Genomic DNA, 23,372 nt, shown 5'->3' with positions numbered 1-23,372 from the left:
CTTAGTCCGCCTCCAGCACGTGAGTCACCACGGTCGCCCCGCTGCCGCCGATGTTCTGGATCAGCCCCACCTTGGCCCCCGCCACCTGGCAGTCCCCCGCCCGTCCGGTGAGCTGCAACACGGCCTCCACCGCTTGGTACACGCCGGTAGCTCCCACCGGATGCCCGCGGGCCTTGAGACCGCCCATAGTGCAGATGGGGATGCGCCCCTCTCGAGTTACCGCCCCCTCAGTCGCCAGCCGGTAACCCTCTCCCTTGGGCGCGAAGCCGGCTGCCTCCAAGGACAAGACTGCCATAATGGTGAAGGCATCGTGCAGCTCGAAGAAGCTGACGTCGGCCGGGGTCTTGCCGGCCATGTCCAGCGCCCGCGCAGTGGAGGCTGCTACCGCGTCCAGACAGAGCAGCTCGCGCCGGTCCTGCAGCGCCAGCGAGTCGGTCGCCACCGCCGAGCCCGTGATCCTGACCCCTCGGCGGCCCAGCTGCTCTGCCGTCTCGGCATCGGCCAGGATCACCGCCGCCGCTCCGTCCGCCATCGGCGCCGAATCCATCAGGTTCACCGGATCGGCGATCATGGGAGCCTCGAGGTAAGCCCGCTCGCTGATGGCCTTGCGGAACATAGCGTTCGGGTTGCCCACCGCGTTGGCGTGCGAGTTCACAGAGAAGGCGGCAAAGTCCTCACGACGGGGCTCGAACTCGTGCATGTAGCGGCGCATAAGCAGCGCGTTGATGGCCGGAAAGGACAAGCCCACGGCCCCTTCCGCCTCCGCGTCAGCGGCCATGGCCAGCCCGGCGGTGGCGGCACCGTTGACGCTGTCCGTCATCTTCTCAACGCCCACCACGGCCACCGCCCGATGAGCCCCGCTCCTGACCGCCAGGTAGCCCTGCCGCAACGCCGAACCGCCCGAGCAGCAGGCCGCCTCCACCGTGGCCGCCTCGATGCCCCGGTATCCGGCCCAGCTGGCCACCAGTGTTCCCAAATGCTGCTGATCGCTCAGAAGTGCGCCCAGCATGTTCCCCACGTAGAGCGCCTCAGGCGCCTCTATCCCTGAGTCGGCCACGGCCGAGTGCAGCGCCCAGACTGCCAAGTCCCGTAGAGACCGCTCCCAATGCTCCCTCACCGGCACCTGGCCCGTTCCGATTACGTATACTTCATGCGGACGCGAATGTGCCATGGCTGCCTTCCATCAAACCGCCAGCTTGCCGCGGAAGCGGGCGTACATGGCGTAGTCAATGGGTGTGCGCCTCTCCACGTAAGCCAGCGTACTGAGGGCTAGGTCCCGGCGCTCCTGCAGCAGGTCCGTCACCTTGAGGGAGAAAGCATCGCTACCCGCGCCGGAGCCGAAGGAGACTAGCAGTATCCGCTGTCCCGGTTCGGCCTGATCCAGAACCGCCGTCAATCCCAGCAGCGAGGAGCCGGCGTAGGCGTTGCCGATGCGGTCCACCAGCATCCCTGCCCGCGTCTGCTCGGGCCCGAAGCCAAGGTCAGCCGCGACCTTGGCCGGGTACTTGGCGTTAGGCTGGTGTACCACCAGGGCCGAGTAGTCTGAAGCCGTGTAGTCCAGGGCGTCCATCAGCCCCCGAGCGGCCGTCAGCACGTGCTCGAAGTAACCCGGCTCTCCAGTGAACCTTCCACCGTGCCGCGGGTACTGCTGCCCGGCACGCCGGAAGAAGTCTGGCGTATCAGTCACATGCGAGACAGACCCCTCGATGACAGCCAGCGCCCTCTCGGCCGGGCCCACCACGAAAGCAGCCGCGCCCGCCCCGGCGGTGTACTCCAGCTCGTCGCCGGGCTGGCCCTGGGCGGTGTCGGCACCCACAGCCAGGGCGTAGCTCACCATGCCCGAACCGACCAGGGCCACGGCTGCCTGTAGCGCCTCAGTGCCGGCCTTGCAGGCGAACTCGAATGAGGCAGCCAGGACGTTGGGCGTGGCCCCCAGTGCCTCCGCCACCACCGTGCTACTGGGCTTCACGGCGTAGGGATGAGACTCGCTCCCCACCCATACGGCCCCCAGCTGCGAGGCCGCCAGTCGGGCCCGGGCCAGAGCGTTTCGGGCCGCCTCGAAAGCCATGGTGATCGTGTCTTCGTCCGGACCGGGTACGGATTTCTCTTTAATGGGAAGATGGTCACGCCCACCATGCCACACTCTCGCTACCTCGGTGGCAGGAAGCCGATAGCGGGGCACGTAGGCCCCGTACCCGACCAGCCCCACCGGTATCTCGGTCTTCATCACCGTCATCTCAGGTCTGTGTCTCCTGGGTATTCCCCCGCATTTCTCGTACCAATCGCTCCGCCGTCGCCGAGCGGATCTCCCCCTGTTCGATCATCCTGCCGGCCACCGCTTCGACCTCGGCGCCTGCTGCCCCGGCCGCCAGGGCCACCTGCCGGGCGTGCAGCGCCATGTGCCCCCTCTGGATGCCCTCCGTGACAAGCGCCCAGAGCGCAGCCAGATTCTGGGCCAACCCCACGGCCGCCATGACTTCGGCCAGCGCCGAAGCAGTCTCCACGCCCATGAGCCTCAGGCAGGCACGGGCCGTCGGGCAGGCCCGGGTAGCTCCTCCCACCGTGCCCACCGGCATGGGCATCTCCAGGCAGCCTTCCAGCTGTCCGTCCGCGCCGATGGCCCACTGGCTTAGGGGCCCGTACCTGCCCTGACGGGCAGCATAGGCGTGGGCTCCCGCCTCCAGCGCTCTCCAGTCGTTCCCAGTGGCAACCGCCACTGCATCCACCCCGTTCATGATGCCCTTGTTGTGGGTGGCAGCCCGGTAGGGGTCCACCGCCGCCAGAGAGTAAGCCTCGACAATACGCGCCGCCACTGTACTGCCAGCTACCTCGCCGCAATCCAGCTCACCGGGCACGATCTTCACCCTTGCCCGCGCCAGCCTCCGATCGGCTAGGTTGCTGATGACCCTCAGATTGGCCCGCCCGCCGGTGACCGCCTCCAGAAGCGGAGCCACCAACTCCACCGTCGAGTTGACAGCGTTGGCCCCCATCGCGTCGCGCACGTCGTAGATCAGATGCACCACCAGCATCGGCCCCGCTGGGCTCTCGCGGACCACTCGGGCCTCCAGGTCCGTGGCCCCGCCACCGAGCTCCACGATCTGGGAAGGGCGCGAGTTGGCCAGGTTCAGCACCTCGGCTTTGCGCTCCAACACTCTGTAGGCGGCCGCTTCCACATCCCTAAGCCCCAACAGCTGCACTTGCCCGATCATCAGGCTGGGATCGCACTCAGCCACGAACCCGCCGCCACTGCGGGCAGCTCGGGCGGCCTTGCTGGCTCCAGCTACAACCGAAGCCTCCTCGATGGCCATGGGCACCAACACTTCGCGCCCGTTGATCACGAAGTTGGTGGCGATGCCCAGAGGTAGGCCCGTCACTCCAACCACGTTCTCCACCATCCGGTCCGCCACCGCCAGGGTCAGACCGGCCCGGAGCGGCTCTAGCTCCCCAGCCGGCACTCCCGCCGCCTCCGCCAGGCGGTGCAGTCTCTCCTCCGGGCTCAGGCTATAGAATTGTGGAAGCCTCGAGGTAGCACTCATAGCTAATGCTGACAGACCCTCTATCTTAGCTAATCCAGGCCCCGCGCACCACATGAGCACCAACCGCTGCGCCCATCGTGTCAGTACGCCGGACGCCGGCACAGGACCAACTCAGTATGAGGTCGGGAAACTGTCAGAAGCTGTCAGAAGCGGTCTCGGGCACTACCAGAGGGCTGAGCCCCGCCTCTCCACCGCGCCGGCGTCTCGGGCCATCGCGGCCGGCTCTGTATCGTTGGCCCCGTCCATCCGGCGCCAACGGTGCGGCTAGCAGCGTGGCCTGCCAGCCGCACTGGCCGACCCGTTGAACGCAACCTCGGTTCTCAGGGTGGCGATCTTCAGCCGCTACCCGTGCCACTCGCTCCAGTTGCGGTCCAGCCTGAGCGCGCCCACACGCACTCGGGCTACAGAGGCGACGTCCTGCAGCGGCGTGAGCACAAGGGCCATCCCCGGCTGAACCTCTGTCACTACCGCCAGCCCAAGGCAGAGGCCGCTCTGGCCATCCAGTCCCAGCAGCCGAGAGGCCTCGAGCCGCCGCCCACCCCACACGTCGAGCTGAGCCAGGTTCAGGCTGAGCTCGTGGCAATGGGCGAAGTAGCGAGTCCATCGCTCGCGGCGATAGGTGACGCGCTCGTCGCGCCCGCGCTGTCGGGCCTCCGGCTCCACCGTCAGAGTGAAGAGCCTCTGTCGGTAGCGACGGCGCAGGCCGCGCAGGATCGGGCGTAGCTCGTCCTCGCGCTGGAGAGCCACCACGTAGTCCGGCTGCAGTGCCTCGCACTTCCACAGCTTCAGCGCTACCCCTCCTGCGGCCGGATCCACCAGCCCGCTGGTATCCACCAGGACTGTATCGTTTCCGGCCTCCAGCGCCTCCTGGAGAAGCGCCTTGGAGCCCAGCACCATGGGAAGGAAGTGCCCGCGGGGAGAGGTACTGCCAACGAAGTAGAGCCGAGTCTCGTCGTTGCCGTCAGGCCCGCGCCACCTGACTCCTAGCGTGGCGGGAGGACCCACGGTGGTCTGACCGGGGTCGCAGTCCAGGAAAGCCACGTGGTGACCTCTGGCTTCGAGTTCGGCCAGGAGTGCTCGTGCCAGGGTGGTCTTGCCGGTGTCGCTGGCGCCCAAGAAGAAGACAGTGCCGCTCACCCTCTCAGCCAGGGCGGCGGCCCGTGATACCATTAGCTCGAAGGCTCCGAAGCTTGCATCTCCATCTCCGCCAACACCCTTGCCATCTCCTTCACCGCTACACGCTGCTTGCGATATAGGTCCGACTCACTCACTGCCAGCTTGCGAGCAATCTCTTTCGCTCGCAGGCCCTGCACGTATTTCATCTCCAGCACGTTGTACAGCACCCACTCGGACGAGATGCCCCTCTCGCCTGCCGGTCGCAGCGCTTCGATGGCCTTTACCAGCACTGCCCGCAGCGCCCGGATAGGGTTGCCCCCGTTCTCCCTCATAGCCTCCCGCACTACCCGAAGCTGGAGCAGCGGGCTCTCGCGTAGCTGAGGCCCGCCCCAGTAGTGCCGCAAGGCCGCACGCACCAGATTGGGGAACTCCGGGCTGAGTACCGGGTTGGCCAGCATAGCGCTGGTGCGGCCGTACGTGGCGTCGTCCCGCCAGCGCTGCACACTCGCGATCTCCGGGAGAAGCTGCCGCAGGGCAGCGAAGACCTGCCGCTGCAACCGCATGTCCTCGATGGCCGCAGCGGCCTTGGTGGCCAACAGGTCCAGAATGGCCAGTTCCTCATCGTCAACCTCAGCCGGGTCGTCGCGGCTGAGCAGACCCATCACCCCCAAGGGCATTCCCCCATTGCGGTCCAGCAACGCCACCAGCCAGTATCCCCGGCACACGAGGATACCGTCCCGGTCCAAGCCTTCGCTCCCGCCCGTTGCCACCCAGCACCCGCTGCGCTCCTGCAGCCACGCCGCCACGTCTGGCAACTCTGGCACCTCAGGCCGTCCCCCGATGGCACTCTGCACCTGCAGCTCGCCTATGTCTCCCGGAGGCAGCGCCGCAATGAAACCTCCCCGAGAGCGGGAGACGTCGCAGGCGGAAATGAGAATGTTCTCCAGCACTTGGCGATAGTCGGTGGTGGTGAGCAGTCGTCGCTCTAGCTCCCTCAGCCACGTGACCTCCGCTCGGTCCTGGCGGTATGCGAATCGGTCCAGCAGCGGCTGGCCGGCGCTGATCAGCACCTGCAGCATCACCACTACGCCCACCACGGCAAAGATGAGGAAGGCACCCCGCTGCAGGCCCAGCACCTGCATCCCCTGAGGCACGGCCAGCATGACCATCAGCACGCACACGCCCACGAACGGTCCTCGCAGAAGGTACTGGGTGAACGCCTGCTTCACCACTCGCTCCGGCGCCAGCACCCCGTAGTAGGCCACACTGTAAGCCATGACTACCAGCATGCCCATGACCGCCGCGCTCCCGGCCGCGGACAGGGCATGCACCACCCACCCGGATCCCCCACCCGGCATCCCGGCCACTATGAGAAACGGAAACACGCCCAGCGCCGGGGCCACGAAGGATAGCGCCAGGTAGGTTAGCCGCCGGCGCGAGTCGGTAGTCAAAGCGCTCTGCCGCGCCTGAGCGATGTTGGCCGCCCCGAGCACGGTGGTGGCGGCGAAGTAGAGCGAGAAGACCCAGAACAGGGGGCCTGCCTTCAAGTGGGCTGCAGTATCTCCGAACACCCCGTCCCACACCAGCAGGTCGGAGAATACCGTTAGCCCCAGGAGGACCACCCCGATGGCGTACCCTGCAGCCACCGCAGCGAAGCCCCCCGGAGTGCGCCGGTTGACGCTTCGCAACAGGGCCTGGGAGAGGTGCAGATACGCGGCGGGCACAAAGGCGATCCCAAGCCACTGAAACCGCAGCCAGAAGGACACCGCTTCCGGCCCAGCTGCATTGATCACCGCCACATCGCCCACGTACACGACAGTAACAAACGCCATGAGCGCCGTGAACGCTCGCCCGACCGGGCTGTACACGTTGTGCGTGAGCACGTACACCATGAGCGAGAACGACGTGAGCAGGACCGCGGCCGCAAGAGCCCCGTCCAGGCTCACGAGCACCCGACTCAGGCGCAGATCAACGAGGCCCAGTGCCTGGAGCATCACAACCGATACGCAAATAGCAGTGCAATCTCGTGGTCGGAGTACAGATGCTCGTTGTAACCACAGAACTCCATTCCCAGGTGCCGGAAGAAGGCCACAGCAGGCCCGTTCTTGGCTAAGCAGGAAGCCAGCACCACCCGGGCGCGCCTCCGCCGAACCTGATCCACCGCCTGCCGCATGAGCTTCGTCGCGACTCCCTGCCGCCGTCGCTCCGGAGTCACTATCAGGTGGTCCACGGAGGCCAATCTGCGCCCCAGATCATGGGATACAGAGAGCCAGCCGATCAGGTCCTCAGCCTCAGCCACCAGAAACAGATCGCCCCTCTCCAAGCGGATCACCAGGTCGTCCCGAGCGGCCGGATAGGCCACCTCCAGAGACCGGGGAAGTCGCACCTGGGAGAAGAAGACACTGACATCGCCACGCTGCGCGGCCTGCTGCATGTTCCACACGTGCTCGCTCACAACGGAGCCATCTAGCCGTCGGCAGCCGTCAAGGTCACTCAGTGCGGCCGGCCGGACGCGGATGCCAGACGCATCCCGTAGGCTACCTTCTCCCGAGGTCACACGCCGAACGCCGCCATCCGGAAGGCTCGAAGTAGTTCCCGGTAGCGCTCGCCATGAGCCTGGAACAGCATCCCGCGTTTCATCCCGTCCACGTGCCGGAAGGTGACCCAGAGGTTCTCTTCCGGGATGAACTCCCGCGCCTTCTCCGGCCACTCGATCACTCCCACGCCGGAGCCCCCTATGACCTCGCCGGCGTCGAACCCGGGGAAGCAACCTTTTTCGATGCGGTAGAAGTCAACATGATATAGCGTTAGGCCTTTGGGCGTCCTGTACTCGTTCACGATGGTGTACGATGGGCTGGAGATGATCCCACGTACCCCCATGCCCCTACCCACGCCTTGGGCGAAGCGCGTCTTGCCACTGCCCAGCGGACCCTGGAGACAGATGACGTCACCGGCCTGCAGGAATTCACCCAGGCGCTCGCCCAGGCGCCGGGTCTGCTCCTCGCTGTGGCTGGTGAAATCCAGATCGTCAGGGTTGAGTATCGGGCTCATGGCTTGTCGTGCCTCTGACCTCTCGGCATTATACGCTGGGCCAGGGTAGCCTACAATCCGTTCCTGCGGCCACACTTCAGGGCACAGAGGCACCTGGCCGCGTGTCGGCCTGGTGCCGCACCTCCCCGACACTGGGCTCTACCGCCCTGGCGCGGCATCCTCCGGCATCCGTAGGTACAGCCAGTAAGCAGCGAGGCTGTAGTAAGCAGTGAGCACACTCAGAAGCAGCCCGTGCCCACCCATTCGATAGCCCTCGAGCTGGACGAAGCGCCGCCAGAACTCGCGCGCCGGGCGAGACAGAAGCGTCCTCACCCGACGAGGAACTCCCTGGCGGCCCAGTGCCCCCGCCTCCAGGTGAGCGTACCGCCCCTGCTTGGCCATGAATTGCCACACCGAGGCGTAGTTGTAGTGCACGAGCGAGTGCTTCAGCCAGGCCTGCTCCCCGTCCAGGAGCACCGTCTCGTGCACCGGTCTCCTCGGGTCGTAACGCGCCCTTCCCCGCCGCAGGAGCCGCAGCTGGTAGTCTGGGTACCAGCCGGCGTAGCGAGTGAGTCGCCCGAAGAGGTAGTTGTCGCGGGGCACCCACCATCCAGCCGGCGCGCCTTCCACCGCGCGCCGTATCTCGGCCGCCAACTCGGGAGGGCAGCGCTCGTCCGCATCCACGAAGAACACCCAATCCCCCTTAGCTGCCTCCAGGGCGGCACTGCGCTGGGAGGCGAAATCTTCGAAGGGGTGCTCCACCACCCGGGCCCCGAGGTCCCGAGCGATGTCCTGAGTGCCATCCCAGCTGCCCGAGTCGAACACCATGATAGCGTCGGCCCAGAGAAGGCTCCGCAGACAGTCGGGCAGGTTAGCCCGCTCATTGCTGGTGAGGACCACCGCCTCGATGGTCACCGCCTACAGCCTCGCCACGGCATCGAGGGCGTCCAGGCTCTGTCGGAGCGCAGCCTCCGTCATTCGTCCTTCCCGGTGCTGGCCGGCCAGCCGACGCCGCTCGCGGGCCAGCCCCGCCCGCACCACCAGCCTCACCGCCCCTGCGTACGCGCAGCCTCGGTGCTTGGAGAAGAGCCGGTAGCGGCTGCGCCAGAGCTGGACGTACATGGCCGGGCGCGCCTGGCCCGTGCTCTGCCCGGCATGATGCACGACTACGGCGCGGGGATCGCTCCACACCTCCCATCCCGCTCGCCACGCCCGCCAACACCAGTCCACTTCCTCGCAGTACATGAAGAAGCCCGAGTCCATCGCCCCCACTTCCCGCAGCATCTCCGGCCGCAGCATCATGGCCGCTCCCAGGGGATGATCGCAGAGGAAGGGCCAGGGGCGGCGCTCTTGCAGAGGATAGCGCCCGTTCAGCCCGCTTTCCTGCAGCCTCCAATTCACGGGGAAGAACTCCAGGAACGTCTGCACCAGCCCCGGGAAGCGGAAAGCCGAGTGTTGCAGGGAGCCGTCTCCGTAGATCAACCCCGGCCCCACGATCCCTGCTCGGGGCAACGCCTGCACATCCTCGAGCAGAAAGGTGAGGGCGCCTGGACGGACCTCAGTGTCGGGATTGAGAAGCAGCAGCGGCGCCCGTTCTCCCGCCCCCTCCACGAGGAGAGCGTTGGCGCCCCCGGCGAAACCGAGGTTGGAGACGCGGCGCCGGACCAGCACCGCGGCGAAGTGGCGCTCCACCATGTCGGCGCTGCCGTCGGCGCTGGCATTGTCCAGCACCCACACCCGAGCCCGCAGCCCCTCGTCCCCGGCGCAGCGAAAGACGCTCTCCAGGCAGGCACGCAGCAGCTCTCGAACGTTGTAGCTGACGATGGCGACTTCGAGATCGGGGCTAGCCACGGCCGGCCCTAGTAACCGATGGTTATGGCGGTTGGATTGACGTAGTCCTCGCCGGGAACGTACTCCACGTCCTCGTGAATCAGTCCCGCCCAGAAGTGGGGCTGCCGGCGGGGGGTGGGCTCTACCATGCGAATCCCCCCGTGCACGGTGACCGTCTGTCCCGGCATCAGGTAGTAGTAGTCCTGGCCGTTGAAGGGGATGCAGGTGAGCTCAGACGTGGGCCCTAGCTGCCAGCGGTAAGGATATGGATCGCCGGCGCTGTTGCCTTCGTAGTTGACCCCGATGCGAAAGGCCCCCGAACTGACGTAATAACCGAGGTTGTTGTAGGTCTGGGTGTTGTCGTATACCGTGCCGGGCTCCGGTCCCTGGGTGCGGATGGGTACGCTGCCTATGTTCTGCACCGTGAGGGTGAAGTACAGCACCTCACCCAGAGGCACGGCAGTAGCGCTCCACTCCACTCCCATACCCTCGCCCGACTTGACGATGGTGGCCCGCGGTACCCCGCCCTGCTCCACCGTGAGCTCAGTCTCCGCCCGGGCCTGGCTGCCCACCGCATCCTCGACTACCAGCACCACGCGGTACTTCCCCGCCGGCGGGGGCTCAGCGCCCAGGTCAATGCCGCCGTCGTAGTCGTGCTCGTGCCTCCCGGCGGCCCCGAACTCCCGAATCTTGTCCTCGGGCACGGTATAGCGCTGACCATCGGCGCCCTCCAGGTACAGCGACAGGCGCGTCACCGGCTTGGTCAGGTCGTATGTGATGCGCACCCGGTCTCCCAGGCCGTCGCGGTTGGGGGTGAACGTCTGGGGAAAGGCCGTGAGGCCGATGATCTCCGGGTAGTCGGTGTCGGCATCGCGGATGGCCAGGTCGAGCTCGCTCACGGCGGGCCCGCCCCCTCCATCGAGGGGATCCGCCTCCACCACCAGTCGGTAGTCGCCGTCGGGGAGGCAGCGCCCGTCCACCACCCCCCCGAAGTCCACCTGATAGTCCCCCGGCGACCGGCGCGCCTCCTGCCGGAAGTAGTGGTTCCCCCCCGCCCGATCCACCAGGTAGATGGAGACCCTGGCCGATCGGCGCAGGCTGTAGCTGATGCGGGTGGCATCGGTGATACCGTCGGCATTGGGGGTGATGGTCCGCGGCTGGGCGTCCACCGCCGAGAGGACGGCCTCCTGGGCGCAGCCCGAGAGGACCAGCGCCGCCAGAGCGGCGGTAACGATGGCGGCCCTAGCGCGGCTGAACCCGAGGAGACTGGATGGGAACATGCCCCGTATCTTAGTGGGGCAACGCCGATGGGGCAATTGCCATAGATGACAGGCACGGCGGTCCGCCCCCACGCCAGCCCGTCTGCTGTGGTAGGGGCAGGCCACTGTGCCTGCCCTCTGGCGTACCACCCTAAGCCAGGGCGAAGATCCGATCCATCGCCACCGACGTGTCGTACACGGACTCGATGGGGAAGTACTTGTACAGCCCCACCTCGGCCGTCACCCAGCCGTCGTAGCCGATGCCGCGCAGGGCCTGCATCACCCGCGGCCAGTCCACGTCGCCGTTCAGCAGCTGGGCGAAGCCACGGGCGTTGTTGATGTCGGTCTTGAAGTCTTTGATGTGCACCCGCTTGATGCGCTGGTTCAGAATCTCTATCCAATGGTAGGGGTAGCCCCACACCAGGACGTTGCCCACGTCGAAGTAGGCCTGTACCGCCGGCGAGCCCACCTCGTCCACGAACCGGGCGAACTCGATGGGACTGAGCAGGAACTTGTTCCAGACGTTCTCCACTCCGATGGTGACGCCCAGCTTCTCCGCCTCCGGCCCCAGCTCCTGCAGGGCTTCCTTGGCCCGGTCGTAGCAGTGATCGTAGCGCACGGCGTCGTTCACCCAGTGCGGGACCAGGAGGAGCACCTCGGCGTCCAAGGCGGCAGTTATGTTGAGCGCCCGGCGGATGGCGTCCTTCCCCTTGGCCCGCACGGCCGGGTCGTCGGAGACGATGGGATAGACCCGCACCGAGACCCCGCCCCCCATCACGCTGCAGAGGGCCAGGCCACGGTCCTTGGCCATGCGCACCACGTTGGCCAGGTCGGCGTCGGTCGAATCCGCGTTCACCAGGTCTCCGCTGCCCGGATCGGCGATGCGCGGCTCGATGCCGTCGAAACCCGCCTTGGCGGCCAGATCCAGCCGCTCCTCGATGCTCAGCCCGGACGGCAGCCCGCCCCAACACATGCCCTTCTTCATGGCGATTCCTCCTGGGGTTAGGGCCGCATGGTACACCGGGGGCGTAGGGTCGCTCAAGTCGCTCAAGCGGACGCGGGCGGCTGAAGGCGCCCGCTGAAGGCCTGCGGCCAGGGGGGGGCTATGCATCGGAGTGAGGCCAGCGGCGTGCGTGCCTCGGGGCACTCCACGTCGGGCGCGGGGACGGCATCTTGCCGGGCGCGGAGACCGCGCCCCTACTGCCTGGCCCGGGCCCGCCAGATTGTGACCCAGGTCTCAGAGAACAGGGGGAGCCGGTCGGCTCCCCCTGAGCTTCCTCGTCGGCACCTGATAGCGCTACGGCAAGGAGTAACCGTAGCCGTTGTCGTTAGCTTGGCTCTGCTGTACCGACACTGCGACCCGGCCCCTGGCCTCGAGCGCTTGTACCCACACTGAGCCTCGGAACGAAGCCGGCACCCCGGATCCGACCAGCAGTTCCACTGAGTGACCAGGCTGTATACCCGAGCGCGGATAGCTGAGCTCCAGGTTTCCACTCTGCCCGTCGTAGTAGTTCGCCGTGATTGTGATTGGAGCTGCAGATGTATTCTGTATTATGAGGGAAGCAGTCTCATCGGCGCTGTTCAGGTACGGGATCGTGACTTCCCGGTGCCCTCCGGCAGGTGCACGCAGACCCATCGCCGTCTGCGTGTTGGAGTGCTGACCGACGGTGGCGACGGTACCACTACCCCCGGTCTTGTCCACCGTACCAGATCCATGGAATCCCGACGGCACTACGGTCGGGGTCGGGGCAGGAACGCTCAGATATACCTCCTCCGAGGCGTTGCCGTTGCCCAGATAGAAGCTCCTTGAGGTGCCGTTGGGGTAGAAGTAGGCGCTGCCGGAGACGTAGTAGTCCACCGCCCGGTTGACGTAGGCGGAGGTCCATGTGTAGTAGTCTCGCAGCAGGGATGGTAGGAAGCCACGGTCTCCTCCGCGGTTGGAGGCTGGGTATTCCTGGCTCATGGACCAGGTAGCGTACACCCCGGAGCCCCGCTCCTGGACTACTGTAGCCGCCAGAGGCTGCCCGTTGCTGGAGACCGCCCGCGCGGACCCACGATCCACAGCGTTGTTCGTCCACCTGACCCGCGTGAAGGGGGGAAGGTTGTAGGTGACACTGCCCTGCCACCCGCCGACGGCGTTGTAGTAGTGGATGGTGGCGCTCGTCGGCTGGCCCCCGGCATTCATCAGGTAGATCGAGGTGTACCAGCCGTAGTAGTTGCGGAGCACGCTTGGGAATAGCAGTTGCGGCCCTACTCCGCCGCCGGAGAGGGATCCTTCATAGGTCGTCAGAATGCCCTCGTAGGCATCTCTCTCGGTCGGAAGAACGGCGCCGCCGTCGGTGGCGTGTCGCCGAGCATTGTGAACCACTGCGGACGCGAACCCAGGAGTGTTATTGAAGGGCGGCGTATTGTAAGAACCGGAGGGATTGTATGCTCGCAAAATCGCCGACCCCTGCCAGCCATCGGAGATTCCGGACACGTTGCTTAGGGCAAGGCTCTCCACTTCGCTCAGGCCTATCGCCAACTGCGGTGTGGCGGCGACGCTACCATCTTGGTTCAGCAGGCAGACCTGAACATGGCTGGAGCGCCAGGCACCGCGTTCGGTGTTGGCCACGCGCAGGGTTGAGCCTAGTGAGCCCGCCAGGCGCTCCACATGAGGGAACACCTGTGGTCCATGATAGGCCACCCAATGCTTCACCTCGACCATCTGGCTCCAGCTGAGGTCCCGCTGGCCGACATTAGGGTCGTTGACTATGAAGTAGGTGGTCCCACCGCTCTCGTAGTATCCCTTGGCCACGACAATATGTCCTGCTGTGGTCAACCTGGTGCCCAGGGCCACCACCGAGCCGGCGTCGAGAAGGCGCTTCACCTCATCTTGGGTTCCGGCCGGGTATAGATAGTAGTGGCCGACATCATGCCTCTCAGCATACCGGAACATGAGTCCCGCTATGGCGCCCCCACCAGCATCCACGCACTGACCGTGAGCTCCCTTGCCTGGAAGGTTGGGGGGCTCGCCCGGCGGGGCTGGGGGGACTGGTGCCGTGCCTGAGAAGGTGTAGGACGGGGGGCCTTCGCGGCCACACTGGTGGGAGTACTCCTCTGCGACATAGAAGCCGTAGTCGCTCACGTGGGGACCTTGTCCGTGATTCACTGTGATTGGATGTTTCGCCAGCCGGCCGAAGTACGCCAGGATCATCACCATGCTCGTGGGCCCGCACGACCAGCCCCCGTTGAACCACTCCGGAACGTCGTTCATCTGGTGTATGAAAGGAACGGGCCAGTTCACTTTGGCATCGGCTATGCCCTGACTGGTGAGAGGTGCCGAGTCCCCGAGCACGATCTCACCTATCGGCTCACCCGTTTCCGAAAGAAGCCGAAGCGTCTCTGCGTCCTTGGTCACGATCCCTTCAGGAGCCCAGGCAAGTATGCGCCCGGCCATGTCGCCCAGCGACTCCGTGCCTGGCACAGGCGAGGACGTGTGCGTCGCCAGGTCCACCGTCCATATGCCGCCCAGGCCGGCGCCGTCCGCCAGATAAAGGAACTCGTCGGAGGACACGGGGGACCAGAGGAACTGCCTGGGTAGGTCATAGGCAGTTGACTTGCCCTGATCCCTGCCCTGGGAAACGACGAGCGCCTGCTCAGCCTGTTCCGTCTCGGGATCTGCCACCCATATGACGGGTGGCTCGGCGACCGCCGTGCTGACCCGTTGGCCGGTGGCGAACAGCAGCTTACGGCTGCCATCCGGAAGCCGGACCAGCTCAAAGCTGTAGTGCGCTTCAGTGGATCGGTCCTCCTTGGGCCACAGATAGCGCACCTGCCCTGAGGCCACGTCGAGCAGGGCGAAGCCCTCCTCCTGCCAGTCCCACTCCCCGGGGATGAACCGGGTGACATAGATCGTCTGCCCGTCCGGTGATGCTCCGAGGACTCGACTTATGTACCCGGTCCCCAGCAGCTTCTGGTTTTCGCCGTCTAGACTGCTGACCCACACCTCCCCTCGCTCGACGGGAGAAGCGCTCCAGGTCACCTTTGAGTAGAGCAAGTGGGCATCATCCAACCAGGCCACCGAGGTGACCTCCTCATATGCTCTGCCCTCTGGTTCTGTCTCCGCTTGCAGTTCACCTGCGCCCCGGGTGATCGTGGTGCGGCTGCCCGCCTCGAGGTCGAAGAGATCCATCTGCGATGGAGCCGTGTCGCCCCCTCGGAAACACGCGGCGAGGTGCCTGCCGTCTGGTGAAAGCTGACTGCTGAACGTGGCGGCTCCCCAGTTGAGGTCCGGCATGTCCAGAAGCAGCCTGGCCGAGTCTCCGTCAACGAGGTAGAGCCCCAGAGCTCCTTCGTCGCCTGATGGCGCAATCGTGGCTATCCGCGGAAACTCCCCGTAGCCCTCGAAGACGCGCGGCGCAGGCGGGCCGTGCCGGGTGGACAGGGCAAGACTGGCACCAGCGGCGGGCGCTGGAGACAGCAGAGACAGGGTCAGGATGACCAGGATCACTCGATTGCCGAATCGTTTCGACCGCATCGTCGTCACTCCTCTTTCCCATTGTGTGTACTCCTTCAGGCCGGATGTCAGTGGCTGATCAGTCGGCGGAGTCCAAGGCGTGAGGCCAAGCCCCGGCAGCGAGGCGGCACAGGCCACTTCCGTCGGCTCTTGCGCTCCACAGATCTCGTCCTGTGTCGTGAGTCACGCTGAACACGAGCCGCGACCCGTCAGGGGTCCAGGACAGGAGCTCCAGAAGGAAGATCGCCTCGCTCACAGGCGTGCCTACCCGGCCTTCAAGCGGCGCGCAGTCGCGCGAGAGTACCTGCTGACGACTTCCTCCGTGGCGGTCAGCGATCCAGAGCTCCAGGTCCAGGCAGCCTACCTCAGGCGCTTCCGGACTACATTGCACGTAGGCTACGTTCTCGCTGTCCGGAGACCATGCCGGCCAGCCGGCCCGCTTTCCCTCGGGGGTGAGTGCGCACCGGTTGAGGGTCTCTGCGTCTATCGCCACTAGCGACGATGTGTACTCCCGGCCTAAGCTCAAGCTGAAGAGCATGAGTTCGCTGTCTGGGGACCAACCGCGGAAGTCCGCCGGTTCCTCCATGACCGACCGCTGCTCTCCGGTCTTGTGGTCCAGGAGTTGGTAGGGCACGTGCTCAGGGAGAAGGTAGCCCCCGGGCGACCAGTGCCCGGTGAGCTCGTACCTGCCGTCGGGAGACGGGTGGTGGAAGGTAGTAGTGGCAAGCTCGCGGTGCGCCCCAGTCTCCAGGTCGACTACCACGACGCTGCTCACCTCCTCGGGCTCCCCGCTGATGTACTCCGTCCCTATCAGGACGTGGTACTGGAGATGCCTATCATCGGACCAGGCTAGTGAACCGGGAATCCGCGGCCTGCGGCTCTCCTCCAGGAGCCGGACCTCCCCGCTCTCGGTGGAGACCAGCTTCAGGGCCCAGTCGGGGAAAGACCAGGTGACGTAGGCAATCCACTTCCCGTCAGGTGAGGGCGCATAGCCGAGCCCCATTCCCTCCGGCTCGTAGGTCAACTGCCGCTCGGTGCCGGACTGGGCGTCCAGGAGCCAGATGTTGTTGTCCCGCAAGAAGCTGATGGTGGCAGGGAAGCTCTCGCAGGTGGGCCAGGCAATGGTGGGAGTGGGGGTCGGCGCCGGCCTGCGCGTGGGAGAAGCGGACGGCGTAGGCAGAGGCGACACGGGCGAGACAACTTCTCGAACCTCGGCCGCCGGAGTTGGCGCCATCGTGGCACGTGCGGGGGGAGCGGGAGACTGCGGGCTCTCCCGTGGTCGCGTTGAGGTAGGTGACGCGATACTGGCGGGAGTAGCGCTGGTGCACCCGACCAGCAGCATCACCACTATCGAGAAGAGGGCTCCCATATCGGCGCGTCTGGAGATGATCATAGACCTCCTTCTCCGGGCTCGTCCCGGTCCGCTGACAGTGACTGTTATGTTTGCGCGGGGGTCTATCGCATAGTGTACCTCCTCGCTCACGGTATTCCGGTTCATTGTTGCACGGACACGGTATGATCGGGCTCCATTATAGTCACTCCTGAATCGCGCCGTCAATGGTACTTTGTCTGTGTACTTCTGTCGGAGTAGAGCAGTTCATTGCTTGTATTCCTGGAAGACGCTATTCCCCTGCGCTGGAGCCTCTGCCTCACCGGGATCGGCTCTTTCCCCCTCCCTCTCCGCGCCCCCCGCGACCTCGGCGGTGAAACCCCCAAGTGTGGCATCGAAACATCTGTGCTATAATCGCGGCTCGAGCCTCCCCACAACGATGCCTACTTCAGCCCTTCGGAATGGAGTCATGTACCAGGATCGCATCGTCATCCGTGGCGCCCGGCATCACAATCTCAAGAACATAGACCTGGAGCTTCCCCGGAACCGCCTCATCGTATTCACCGGCGTCTCCGGCTCGGGCAAGTCCTCCCTCGCCTTCGACACCCTCTACGCCGAGGGCCAGCGCCGCTACGTCCAGTCCCTCTCCGCCTACGCCCGCCAGTTCCTGGGCATGATGGACAAGCCCGAGGTGGACTTCATCGGCGGCCTCTCCCCCGCCATCGCCATCGAGCAGAAGGCGGTGAGCAAGAACCCCCGCTCCACTGTAGCCACCGTCACCGAGATCTACGACTACCTGCGCGTGCTCTTCGCCCGCATCGGCATCCCCCACTGCTACCGCTGCGGCCGGGAGGTCAACGCCCAGACGGTGCAGCAGATGGTGGACTCCGCCGTCGAGCTCGGGCAGGGCAAGCGCATGCAGGTGCTCGCCCCCGTGGCCCGCAACCGCAAGGGTACCTTCGCCGACACCTTCCACGCCCTCCGCGCCCAGGGTTACAGCCGGGTGCGCATAGACGGCGACCTCACCGACCTGACCGAGGGGCTGTCGCTGGACAAGAACTACCGTCACAACATCGAAGTGGTGGTGGACCGGCTGGTAGTGGAGGAGAGCGATGAGTTCCGCCTCCGCCTCTCCGACTCCATCGAGACCGCCCTGGGCCTGTCCGACGGCCTTATCATCCTGGTGTTCGAGGATCGCCCCGAGGTGCTGCTGAGCCAGGACTACGCCTGCCCCCACTGCGGCATCAGCTTCCCCCGGCTCACGCCGGCCATGTTCTCCTTCAACAGCCCCTTGGGGATGTGCCCCGACTGCAGCGGCCTGGGCTACAAGACCGAGTTCGATCCCCGGCGCTTCGTGGACGAGGATCTAAGCATCTACCAGGGCGCCATCCGCCCCTGGGGCCCTCTCAAGGAGCGACGGGGCTGGCGCTACCGGGTGGTCAGCCAGTTGGCTGAGGCATTCCAGGCCGACCTCAGGGCGCCCTGGCGCTCCCTACCTGAGGGCTTCCGGAAGACGTTGCTCTACGGGAGCAAGGGCTTCCGCATCCGCTACGAGTGGCAGGGCGACCGGGGCTCGGGCTCGGGTGAATGGGAGTACGAGGGGCTGATTCCCAGCTATCAGCGCCGCTACGCCCAGACCAAGTCCGAGAACATGCGCCGCTACTACGCCTCCTTCATGGGCCGCCACACCTGCCCCACCTGTGAGGGCAAGCGCCTCCGCCCGGAGAGCGCCGCCGTCACCATCCGCGATCGCACCATCTCCGACGTCACCCGCCTCACCGTCGCGGGAGCGCTGGACTGGGTGAGAGGGCTGGACCTGAGGGGCGAGGAGGCCGAGATCGGGGGCGAGGTGCTCAAGGAGGTGGAGCAGCGCCTCCGGTTCCTGATGAATGTGGGGCTGCACTACCTGTCGCTGGACCGGCTGGCACCCTCGCTCTCCGGCGGAGAGGGTCAGCGCATCCGCCTGGCCAGCCAGATCGGCTCCGGCCTGGTCGGCGTGCTCTACATCCTGGACGAGCCCAGCATCGGGCTCCATCAGCGCGACAACCGCAAACTCCTCGACACGCTGGAGCAGCTGCGCGACCTGGGCAACACCGTAATCGTAGTCGAGCACGACATGGAGACCATCCGCTCCGCCGACTATATCGTGGACCTGGGCCCTGGGGCGGGCCTGCGGGGTGGGTACGTGGTGGTCGCGGGCTCGCCCGCCGACGTCGCGGCCGCTGAGGACTCGCTGACCGGTCGCTACCTCCGAGGCGAGCTCCGCGTCACTTCGCCCAACGGGAGGCGTCCCGTCGGAGGGGACAGCATCGTGCTCCGAGGCGTGCGCCATCACAACCTGAAGCGGGTGGACGTAGCCTTCCCTCTGGGCAACTTCATCTGCGTCACCGGCGTCTCCGGCTCCGGGAAGTCATCGCTGGTGAGCGAGACCCTTTACCCCGCCCTGAACAACCGGCTGCACAACGCCCGGCGGCGGGAGGGCAGGCACTCGGGCATCGAGGGGATCGAGCACGTGGACAAGGTGATCAACATCACCCAGGACCCCATCGGCCGCACCCCCCGGTCCAACCCGGCCACCTACGCCGGGGCGTTCGACTACATCCGCAAGCTCTTCGCCGAGCTCCCGGAGTCCAAGGCTCGCGGCTACAAGCCGGGGCGCTTCTCCTTCAACGTCCGGGGCGGCCGCTGCGAGGAGTGCGAGGGCTACGGCACCAAGCGCGTCTCCATGCACTTCCTGCCCGACGTCTGGGTCACCTGCGGCGCCTGCAAGGGCTCCCGCTTCAACCGAGAGACTCTCCAGGTCCGGTACAAGGGCAAGAACATCGCCGAGGTGCTGGACATGGAAGTGCAGGAGGCACTGGAGTTCTTCGCCAACCACAAGCCCCTGGTGCGCGTGCTGGAGACGCTGCGGGACGTGGGGATGGAGTACGTCAAGCTGGGACAGCCTGCCACCACCCTCTCCGGCGGCGAGGCCCAGCGGATCAAGCTGGCCAAGGAGCTGGGCCGGGTGGCCACGGGCCGCACGGTCTACATCCTCGACGAGCCCACTACCGGCCTGCACTTCGCCGACATCCAGAAGCTGCTCAACGTGCTGCACCGTCTGGTGGACGCGGGCAACACCGTGATCGTGATCGAGCACAACCTGGACGTGATCAAGACGGCTGACTACATCATTGACCTGGGGCCGGAAGGCGGGGACGACGGGGGCCGCGTCGTGGCGGCGGGGACACCGGAGGAGGTGGCGCGTCAGGAAGGATCCTTCACCGGCCGCTACCTGCGTTCCGTCCTGGCTGAGGAAGCGGAGACCGTGTCAGTGGCGCTACCGACCCAGAGCGAGGCGGAACGCGTTCCGCTCGGGTAGGCCGAAGGCCGCTATGCGCCCCTGGGTGCGTTCGATGGGATACTCCACCCGGCGCACTTCGGCCAGACCCGTGTCCGGCTCCAGGAGCATGTAGGCCGCCCGCGGGTCGCCATCGCGCGGCTGACCCACGCTGCCAGGGTTCAGGATGGTCTTGGCGGCGTCCAGGTGGATGGTCGTAAGGTCACCGCGAAGGCGCCACTCCCGCGCCCGGCGGATGAGGCCGGTCGTCTCGCGGAACACCACCGGGACGTGGGTGTGCCCTACCAGGCAGTAGCGCGCCGGCTGCAGGTCGAGGTTCTCGAGGGCGGCCTGGGAGCTATCAATGTACTCCCACACGGGAGAGCGGGTACTGCCGTGCACCAGGGTGTAGTCGCCGATCTCCTGCTGCAAGGGCAGCGACTGCAGGTAGATCCGGTTGTCCCGTTCGAGTGTGGCAGCCGTCCACTCCGCCGCCATGCGGGCGCTGTCATTGAAGTGCCTGAGGCTGACCTGGCCCACCGCAGCGTAGTCGTGGTTGCCCGCGACGGCCCGGTGCTTCATTTCGCGTATCCGCTCCACGCACTCGTTCGGGTCGGGGCCGTACCCCACCAGGTCGCCCAGACACCAGACCTCGTCGAAGGGGCCGGCGTCCGCCAGAACGGCCTCGAAGGCCGCCAGGTTGGCGTGGACGTCGGCGATCACCAGGCAGCGCAAGTGCTCTATGGCCTCCCTCAGCTTCTTCATCGCATACTACTAGGGTCGTTCCGGGCTGCCAATCGAGGGACCGGCAGGAATCTCCCCCTCGGTCCCCGCGAAGAGAGTGTCGAACCGCAGGCCCTCTCCTCCGATCCCTCTCCCGCCTGTGGGAGAGGGGTGTCAGGCTCCCCTTCCCTTCGGCAACCTCAGGGCAGGCTCTTTGCAGAGAAGTCCGCAACTTGGCCTCACCAGATGGCGCGGGCAGCGGCTTAGGTTCGCCGCGCCTCAGGCAGCGTCATCACCGCCACCGCTCTCTCCCGCTTCTTGAGCTTCGCCAAAGCCCGACCCTTGGTGTTCCGGCCCATGACCGGCACCGACCTGGCCACCAGCACCTCGGCCGTTCCGAGGGACCCTACCAGCAGTACCCGGTCGCCTTCGCCCACCGGCGCGGCGCCTGCCACTTCTCCCGTCTTCTCGTCCGTCGCCATCAGCACTATGCCGGCGCCGCCGCGGTTCTGGCTTCGCCAACCCCGCAGTGTCACCCGCTTCAGGTTACCCCTGGCGCTGAGGACCATCAGGTGCTGAGCACCGGTCAGCGGCGCCGCCGCCACCACCCGCTCGCCATCGCCCAGGCGGATGCCTGCCACTCCTCCCGCCGACAGCCCCGTCACCCGGACCTGATCGGCCTCGAAGGCGATCGCCTGCCCCGCGGATGACGCCAACACCACGGTCTCCCCATCGCCGGCCAGCACCGCGGCCACGACTCCGTCGCCGTCGTCCAGGCGGAGCACGGGGCTCCAGCCCACCGACGTCGTGGTCCAGTCTATCCGCTTGACCTTGCCCTGGGCGGTTGCCAGCAGGAGCGCCCTTCCCTCATCGGCCGGCGTGAGCCGCACCAGGGATACTATCCGGCTTGCAGCTCCGTTGTCGGAGTAGAGGCCGGGCGCATCCCCGGGCTGGCCTTCCGGCAGGCGGTGGACGGGCGTCACCAGCATACTCCCGCCCTCGGTCACGAACCCGATCCGGTCCCTCAAGTTGGCCAGTGAGGCCAGGACTACACCGCGCGGAATCCGCAGCCTTTGGGGAAGCGTTTGCTGCGCCACCCGGTTCTGTCCGTCCACCAGGACCAGCACCTCACGGTCGGGAAGCAGGTCGGTTACGGTGAGTATCTCGGTATCGGGGGCGCCGGGCAGGATCTGGGTGCGGCGCTCGTCCCCATAGAGGGATTTCAGTTCCTGCACTTCCCGCTTGATCAGGGCGCGCATCTTGGCCGGGTCTGCCAGCAGTTCCTCCAGGTCAGCGATGGTAGCCAGACACTGCTCGTGCTCTTCTTCCAGCTTCTTGCGCTCCAGCGAGGCCAGGCGACGCAGCTGCATGTCGAGTATCGCCTGTGCCTGCACCTCGGTGAGCCTGAACCGACGGATCAGGTTGGCCCGCGCCGTCTCCGGCGTGCGCGAGCGGCGGATGGTGTCAATGACCTCGTCTATGTTAGCCAGGGCGATGAGAAGTCCCGCCAGAACGTGCTCCCGCTCCCGGGCGCGGGCCAGGTCGTGTTCGCTGCGCCTCCGGGTGACGACCAGTCGGTGCTCGATGTACTCCAGGAGCAGCCGCTTGAGGGAGCAGGTGCGGGGCTCTCCGTCCACCAGGGCGAGCAGGATGATGCTGAGAGTGGTTTCCATCGGCGTTAGCCGAAACAGATCAGCGAGCACCTGCCTGGGATCAGCAGAGCGGGTCGTCTCCACCACCAACCGCATGCCGTCGCGGTCCGACTCGTCCCTTAGGTCGGCCACCCCCGTCAGCCGTTCTGCTCGCACCAGTTCGGCGATTCGCTCGATCAGGCGGGCCTTGTTGGTCTGGTAGGGCAGCTCGGTCACAACCAGCCGCTTGCCACCGCGGACGCCCTCCTCCACCATCACCTTGGCCCGCAGTCGGACCTGGCCACGCCCGGTGGCGTAGGCGCGCCTCAGAGGGTTATCTCCGTCGGCGCCTTCTGTCCCCCCGGAGTAGAGGATGCCGCCGGTGGGGAAGTCGGGCCCACGGATGAACCGCATCACGTCTTCGACGTCCACATCCTCGGCCTTGTCGTAGCGGTCCAACAGGTACGCCAGAGCGTCACACACCTCTGTCAGATTGTGAGGCGGGACGTTGGTGGACATGCCCACCGCAATGCCCGAGGACCCGTTGACCAGCAGGTTGGGCAGCCGCGCAGGCAGGACGTCCGGCTCCTGAAGCGACTCATCGAAGTTGGCGCTGAAGTCCACCGTGTCCTTGTCTATGTCCTGCAGCATCTCCCGCGAGATGGCCGCCAGGCGAGCCTCGGTATAGCGCATGGCCGCCGCCGAGTCCCCATCCACAGACCCGAAGTTGCCCTGGCCGTCCACCAGCGGGTAGCGCAGGGAGAAGTCCTGAGCCATCCGCACCATGGTCTCGTAGACTGCTGCCTCGCCGTGCGGGTGGTACTTGCCCAGGACTTCGCCCACGATGCGGGCGCTCTTGCGATAGGGCGTGTCGTGCCGGAGCGACATCTCGCCCATGGCGTAGATGATGCGCCTCTGCACCGGCTTCAGCCCATCGCGAGCGTCGGGCAGAGCGCGAGCGACGATGACGCTCATGGCGTAGTCCAGGTAGGACTGCCGCATCTCGCTCTCGATCCCCACCGGCGTGACTCGCTCAGCCACTATGTCACTCCCCCTCGTAGAACATATGTTCGCATTGTAGCACAACCCCGGGAAACACG

16 protein-coding genes are annotated in these 23,372 nt (G+C 66.2%); 1 reads left to right on the top strand and 15 read right to left on the bottom strand.

Features of this window, described 5'->3' with window-relative positions:
• Position 1: 1 nt before the first annotated feature.
• The 13 genes from HPY83_14925 to HPY83_14865 all read right to left on the bottom strand — a co-directional run bounded on the left by HPY83_14925 (position 2) and on the right by HPY83_14865 (position 16,662).
• Positions 2-1,171 carry a thiolase domain-containing protein gene (locus HPY83_14925; GenBank protein ID NPV09237.1) on the bottom strand — a complete coding sequence of 390 codons (1,170 nt, stop codon included), beginning with the start codon at positions 1,169-1,171 and terminating at the stop codon, positions 2-4.
• Between the two features lie 12 nt (positions 1,172-1,183).
• The gene (locus tag HPY83_14920; protein ID NPV09236.1) at positions 1,184-2,230 is read right to left on the bottom strand and encodes a hydroxymethylglutaryl-CoA synthase; all 1,047 of its coding nucleotides are present in this window, start codon (positions 2,228-2,230) and stop codon (positions 1,184-1,186) included.
• Positions 2,231-2,237: 7 nt separating this feature from the next.
• Entirely contained in the window at positions 2,238-3,590 is a 1,353-nt protein-coding gene (locus HPY83_14915) for a hydroxymethylglutaryl-CoA reductase, degradative (protein NPV09235.1), read from the bottom strand.
• Between the two features lie 288 nt (positions 3,591-3,878).
• Positions 3,879-4,706, bottom strand: a complete 828-nt coding sequence (locus HPY83_14910) for a hypothetical protein (GenBank protein NPV09234.1) — start codon at positions 4,704-4,706, stop codon at positions 3,879-3,881.
• The gene (locus HPY83_14905) at positions 4,706-6,646 is read right to left on the bottom strand and encodes a hypothetical protein (protein ID NPV09233.1); all 1,941 of its coding nucleotides are present in this window, start codon (positions 6,644-6,646) and stop codon (positions 4,706-4,708) included. The genes HPY83_14910 and HPY83_14905 overlap by 1 nt, the downstream gene beginning before the upstream one ends.
• Positions 6,646-7,107: a GNAT family N-acetyltransferase gene (locus HPY83_14900; GenBank protein ID NPV09232.1), complete on the bottom strand. Its 462-nt coding sequence runs from the start codon at positions 7,105-7,107 to the stop codon at positions 6,646-6,648. The genes HPY83_14905 and HPY83_14900 overlap by 1 nt, the downstream gene beginning before the upstream one ends.
• A gap of 98 nt (positions 7,108-7,205) precedes the next feature.
• Positions 7,206-7,703 (bottom strand): tRNA (adenosine(37)-N6)-threonylcarbamoyltransferase complex ATPase subunit type 1 TsaE, encoded by a 498-nt coding sequence (gene tsaE / locus HPY83_14895; protein NPV09231.1) that lies wholly within the window; start codon positions 7,701-7,703, stop codon positions 7,206-7,208.
• A gap of 138 nt (positions 7,704-7,841) precedes the next feature.
• A complete protein-coding gene (locus HPY83_14890; GenBank protein NPV09230.1) occupies positions 7,842-8,597 on the bottom strand; it encodes a glycosyltransferase family 2 protein in 756 nt (251 codons plus the stop codon).
• A gap of 3 nt (positions 8,598-8,600) precedes the next feature.
• Complete coding sequence (locus HPY83_14885; protein ID NPV09229.1) at positions 8,601-9,533, bottom strand: glycosyltransferase family 2 protein; 933 nt, start codon at positions 9,531-9,533, stop codon at positions 8,601-8,603.
• Positions 9,534-9,541: 8 nt separating this feature from the next.
• Complete coding sequence (locus HPY83_14880) at positions 9,542-10,792, bottom strand: hypothetical protein (GenBank protein ID NPV09228.1); 1,251 nt, start codon at positions 10,790-10,792, stop codon at positions 9,542-9,544.
• A 130-nt stretch (positions 10,793-10,922) separates the two neighbouring features.
• Positions 10,923-11,756: a sugar phosphate isomerase/epimerase gene (locus HPY83_14875; protein NPV09227.1), complete on the bottom strand. Its 834-nt coding sequence runs from the start codon at positions 11,754-11,756 to the stop codon at positions 10,923-10,925.
• Between the two features lie 312 nt (positions 11,757-12,068).
• A complete protein-coding gene (locus HPY83_14870) occupies positions 12,069-15,290 on the bottom strand; it encodes a hypothetical protein (GenBank protein ID NPV09226.1) in 3,222 nt (1,073 codons plus the stop codon).
• 58 nt (positions 15,291-15,348) lie between these two features.
• Positions 15,349-16,662, bottom strand: coding sequence for a hypothetical protein (locus HPY83_14865; protein ID NPV09225.1), 1,314 nt, complete (start codon positions 16,660-16,662; stop codon positions 15,349-15,351).
• Between the two features lie 406 nt (positions 16,663-17,068).
• Between HPY83_14865 and uvrA the strand changes: the two genes are divergently transcribed.
• Positions 17,069-19,960, top strand: coding sequence for an excinuclease ABC subunit UvrA (gene uvrA, locus HPY83_14860; protein ID NPV09224.1), 2,892 nt, complete (start codon positions 17,069-17,071; stop codon positions 19,958-19,960).
• On the opposite strand, the gene HPY83_14855 is transcribed toward uvrA, so the two are convergent.
• Together HPY83_14855 and HPY83_14850 are read right to left on the bottom strand one after the other, a co-directional pair.
• Positions 19,919-20,683, bottom strand: coding sequence for a metallophosphoesterase family protein (locus HPY83_14855; GenBank protein ID NPV09223.1), 765 nt, complete (start codon positions 20,681-20,683; stop codon positions 19,919-19,921). The genes uvrA and HPY83_14855 overlap by 42 nt on opposite strands.
• Before the next feature lie 221 nt (positions 20,684-20,904).
• Complete coding sequence (locus HPY83_14850; GenBank protein NPV09222.1) at positions 20,905-23,313, bottom strand: DNA topoisomerase 4 subunit A; 2,409 nt, start codon at positions 23,311-23,313, stop codon at positions 20,905-20,907.
• Positions 23,314-23,372 lie beyond the last annotated feature (59 nt).

The organism is Anaerolineae bacterium (genome assembly GCA_013178015.1).
Taxonomy (GTDB): Bacteria; Chloroflexota; Anaerolineae; order DRVO01; family DRVO01; genus Ch71.
The sequence above is the reverse complement of the archived record's forward strand: the minus strand, read 5'-3'. Positions and strand labels throughout refer to the sequence as shown.

Coding starts and splice junctions, on each gene's coding strand:
- HPY83_14925 (NPV09237.1), bottom strand. CDS start 1,171: ATGGCACATTCGCGTCCGCATGAAGTATACGTAATCGGAACGGGCCAG.
- HPY83_14875 (NPV09227.1), bottom strand. CDS start 11,756: ATGAAGAAGGGCATGTGTTGGGGCGGGCTGCCGTCCGGGCTGAGCATC.
- HPY83_14915 (NPV09235.1), bottom strand. CDS start 3,590: ATGTGGTGCGCGGGGCCTGGATTAGCTAAGATAGAGGGTCTGTCAGCA.
- tsaE (NPV09231.1), bottom strand. CDS start 7,703: ATGAGCCCGATACTCAACCCTGACGATCTGGATTTCACCAGCCACAGC.
- HPY83_14870 (NPV09226.1), bottom strand. CDS start 15,290: ATGCGGTCGAAACGATTCGGCAATCGAGTGATCCTGGTCATCCTGACC.
- uvrA (NPV09224.1), top strand. CDS start 17,069: ATGTACCAGGATCGCATCGTCATCCGTGGCGCCCGGCATCACAATCTC.
- HPY83_14905 (NPV09233.1), bottom strand. CDS start 6,646: ATGCTCCAGGCACTGGGCCTCGTTGATCTGCGCCTGAGTCGGGTGCTC.
- HPY83_14865 (NPV09225.1), bottom strand. CDS start 16,662: ATGATCATCTCCAGACGCGCCGATATGGGAGCCCTCTTCTCGATAGTG.
- HPY83_14880 (NPV09228.1), bottom strand. CDS start 10,792: ATGTTCCCATCCAGTCTCCTCGGGTTCAGCCGCGCTAGGGCCGCCATC.
- HPY83_14855 (NPV09223.1), bottom strand. CDS start 20,683: ATGAAGAAGCTGAGGGAGGCCATAGAGCACTTGCGCTGCCTGGTGATC.
- HPY83_14910 (NPV09234.1), bottom strand. CDS start 4,706: ATGGTATCACGGGCCGCCGCCCTGGCTGAGAGGGTGAGCGGCACTGTC.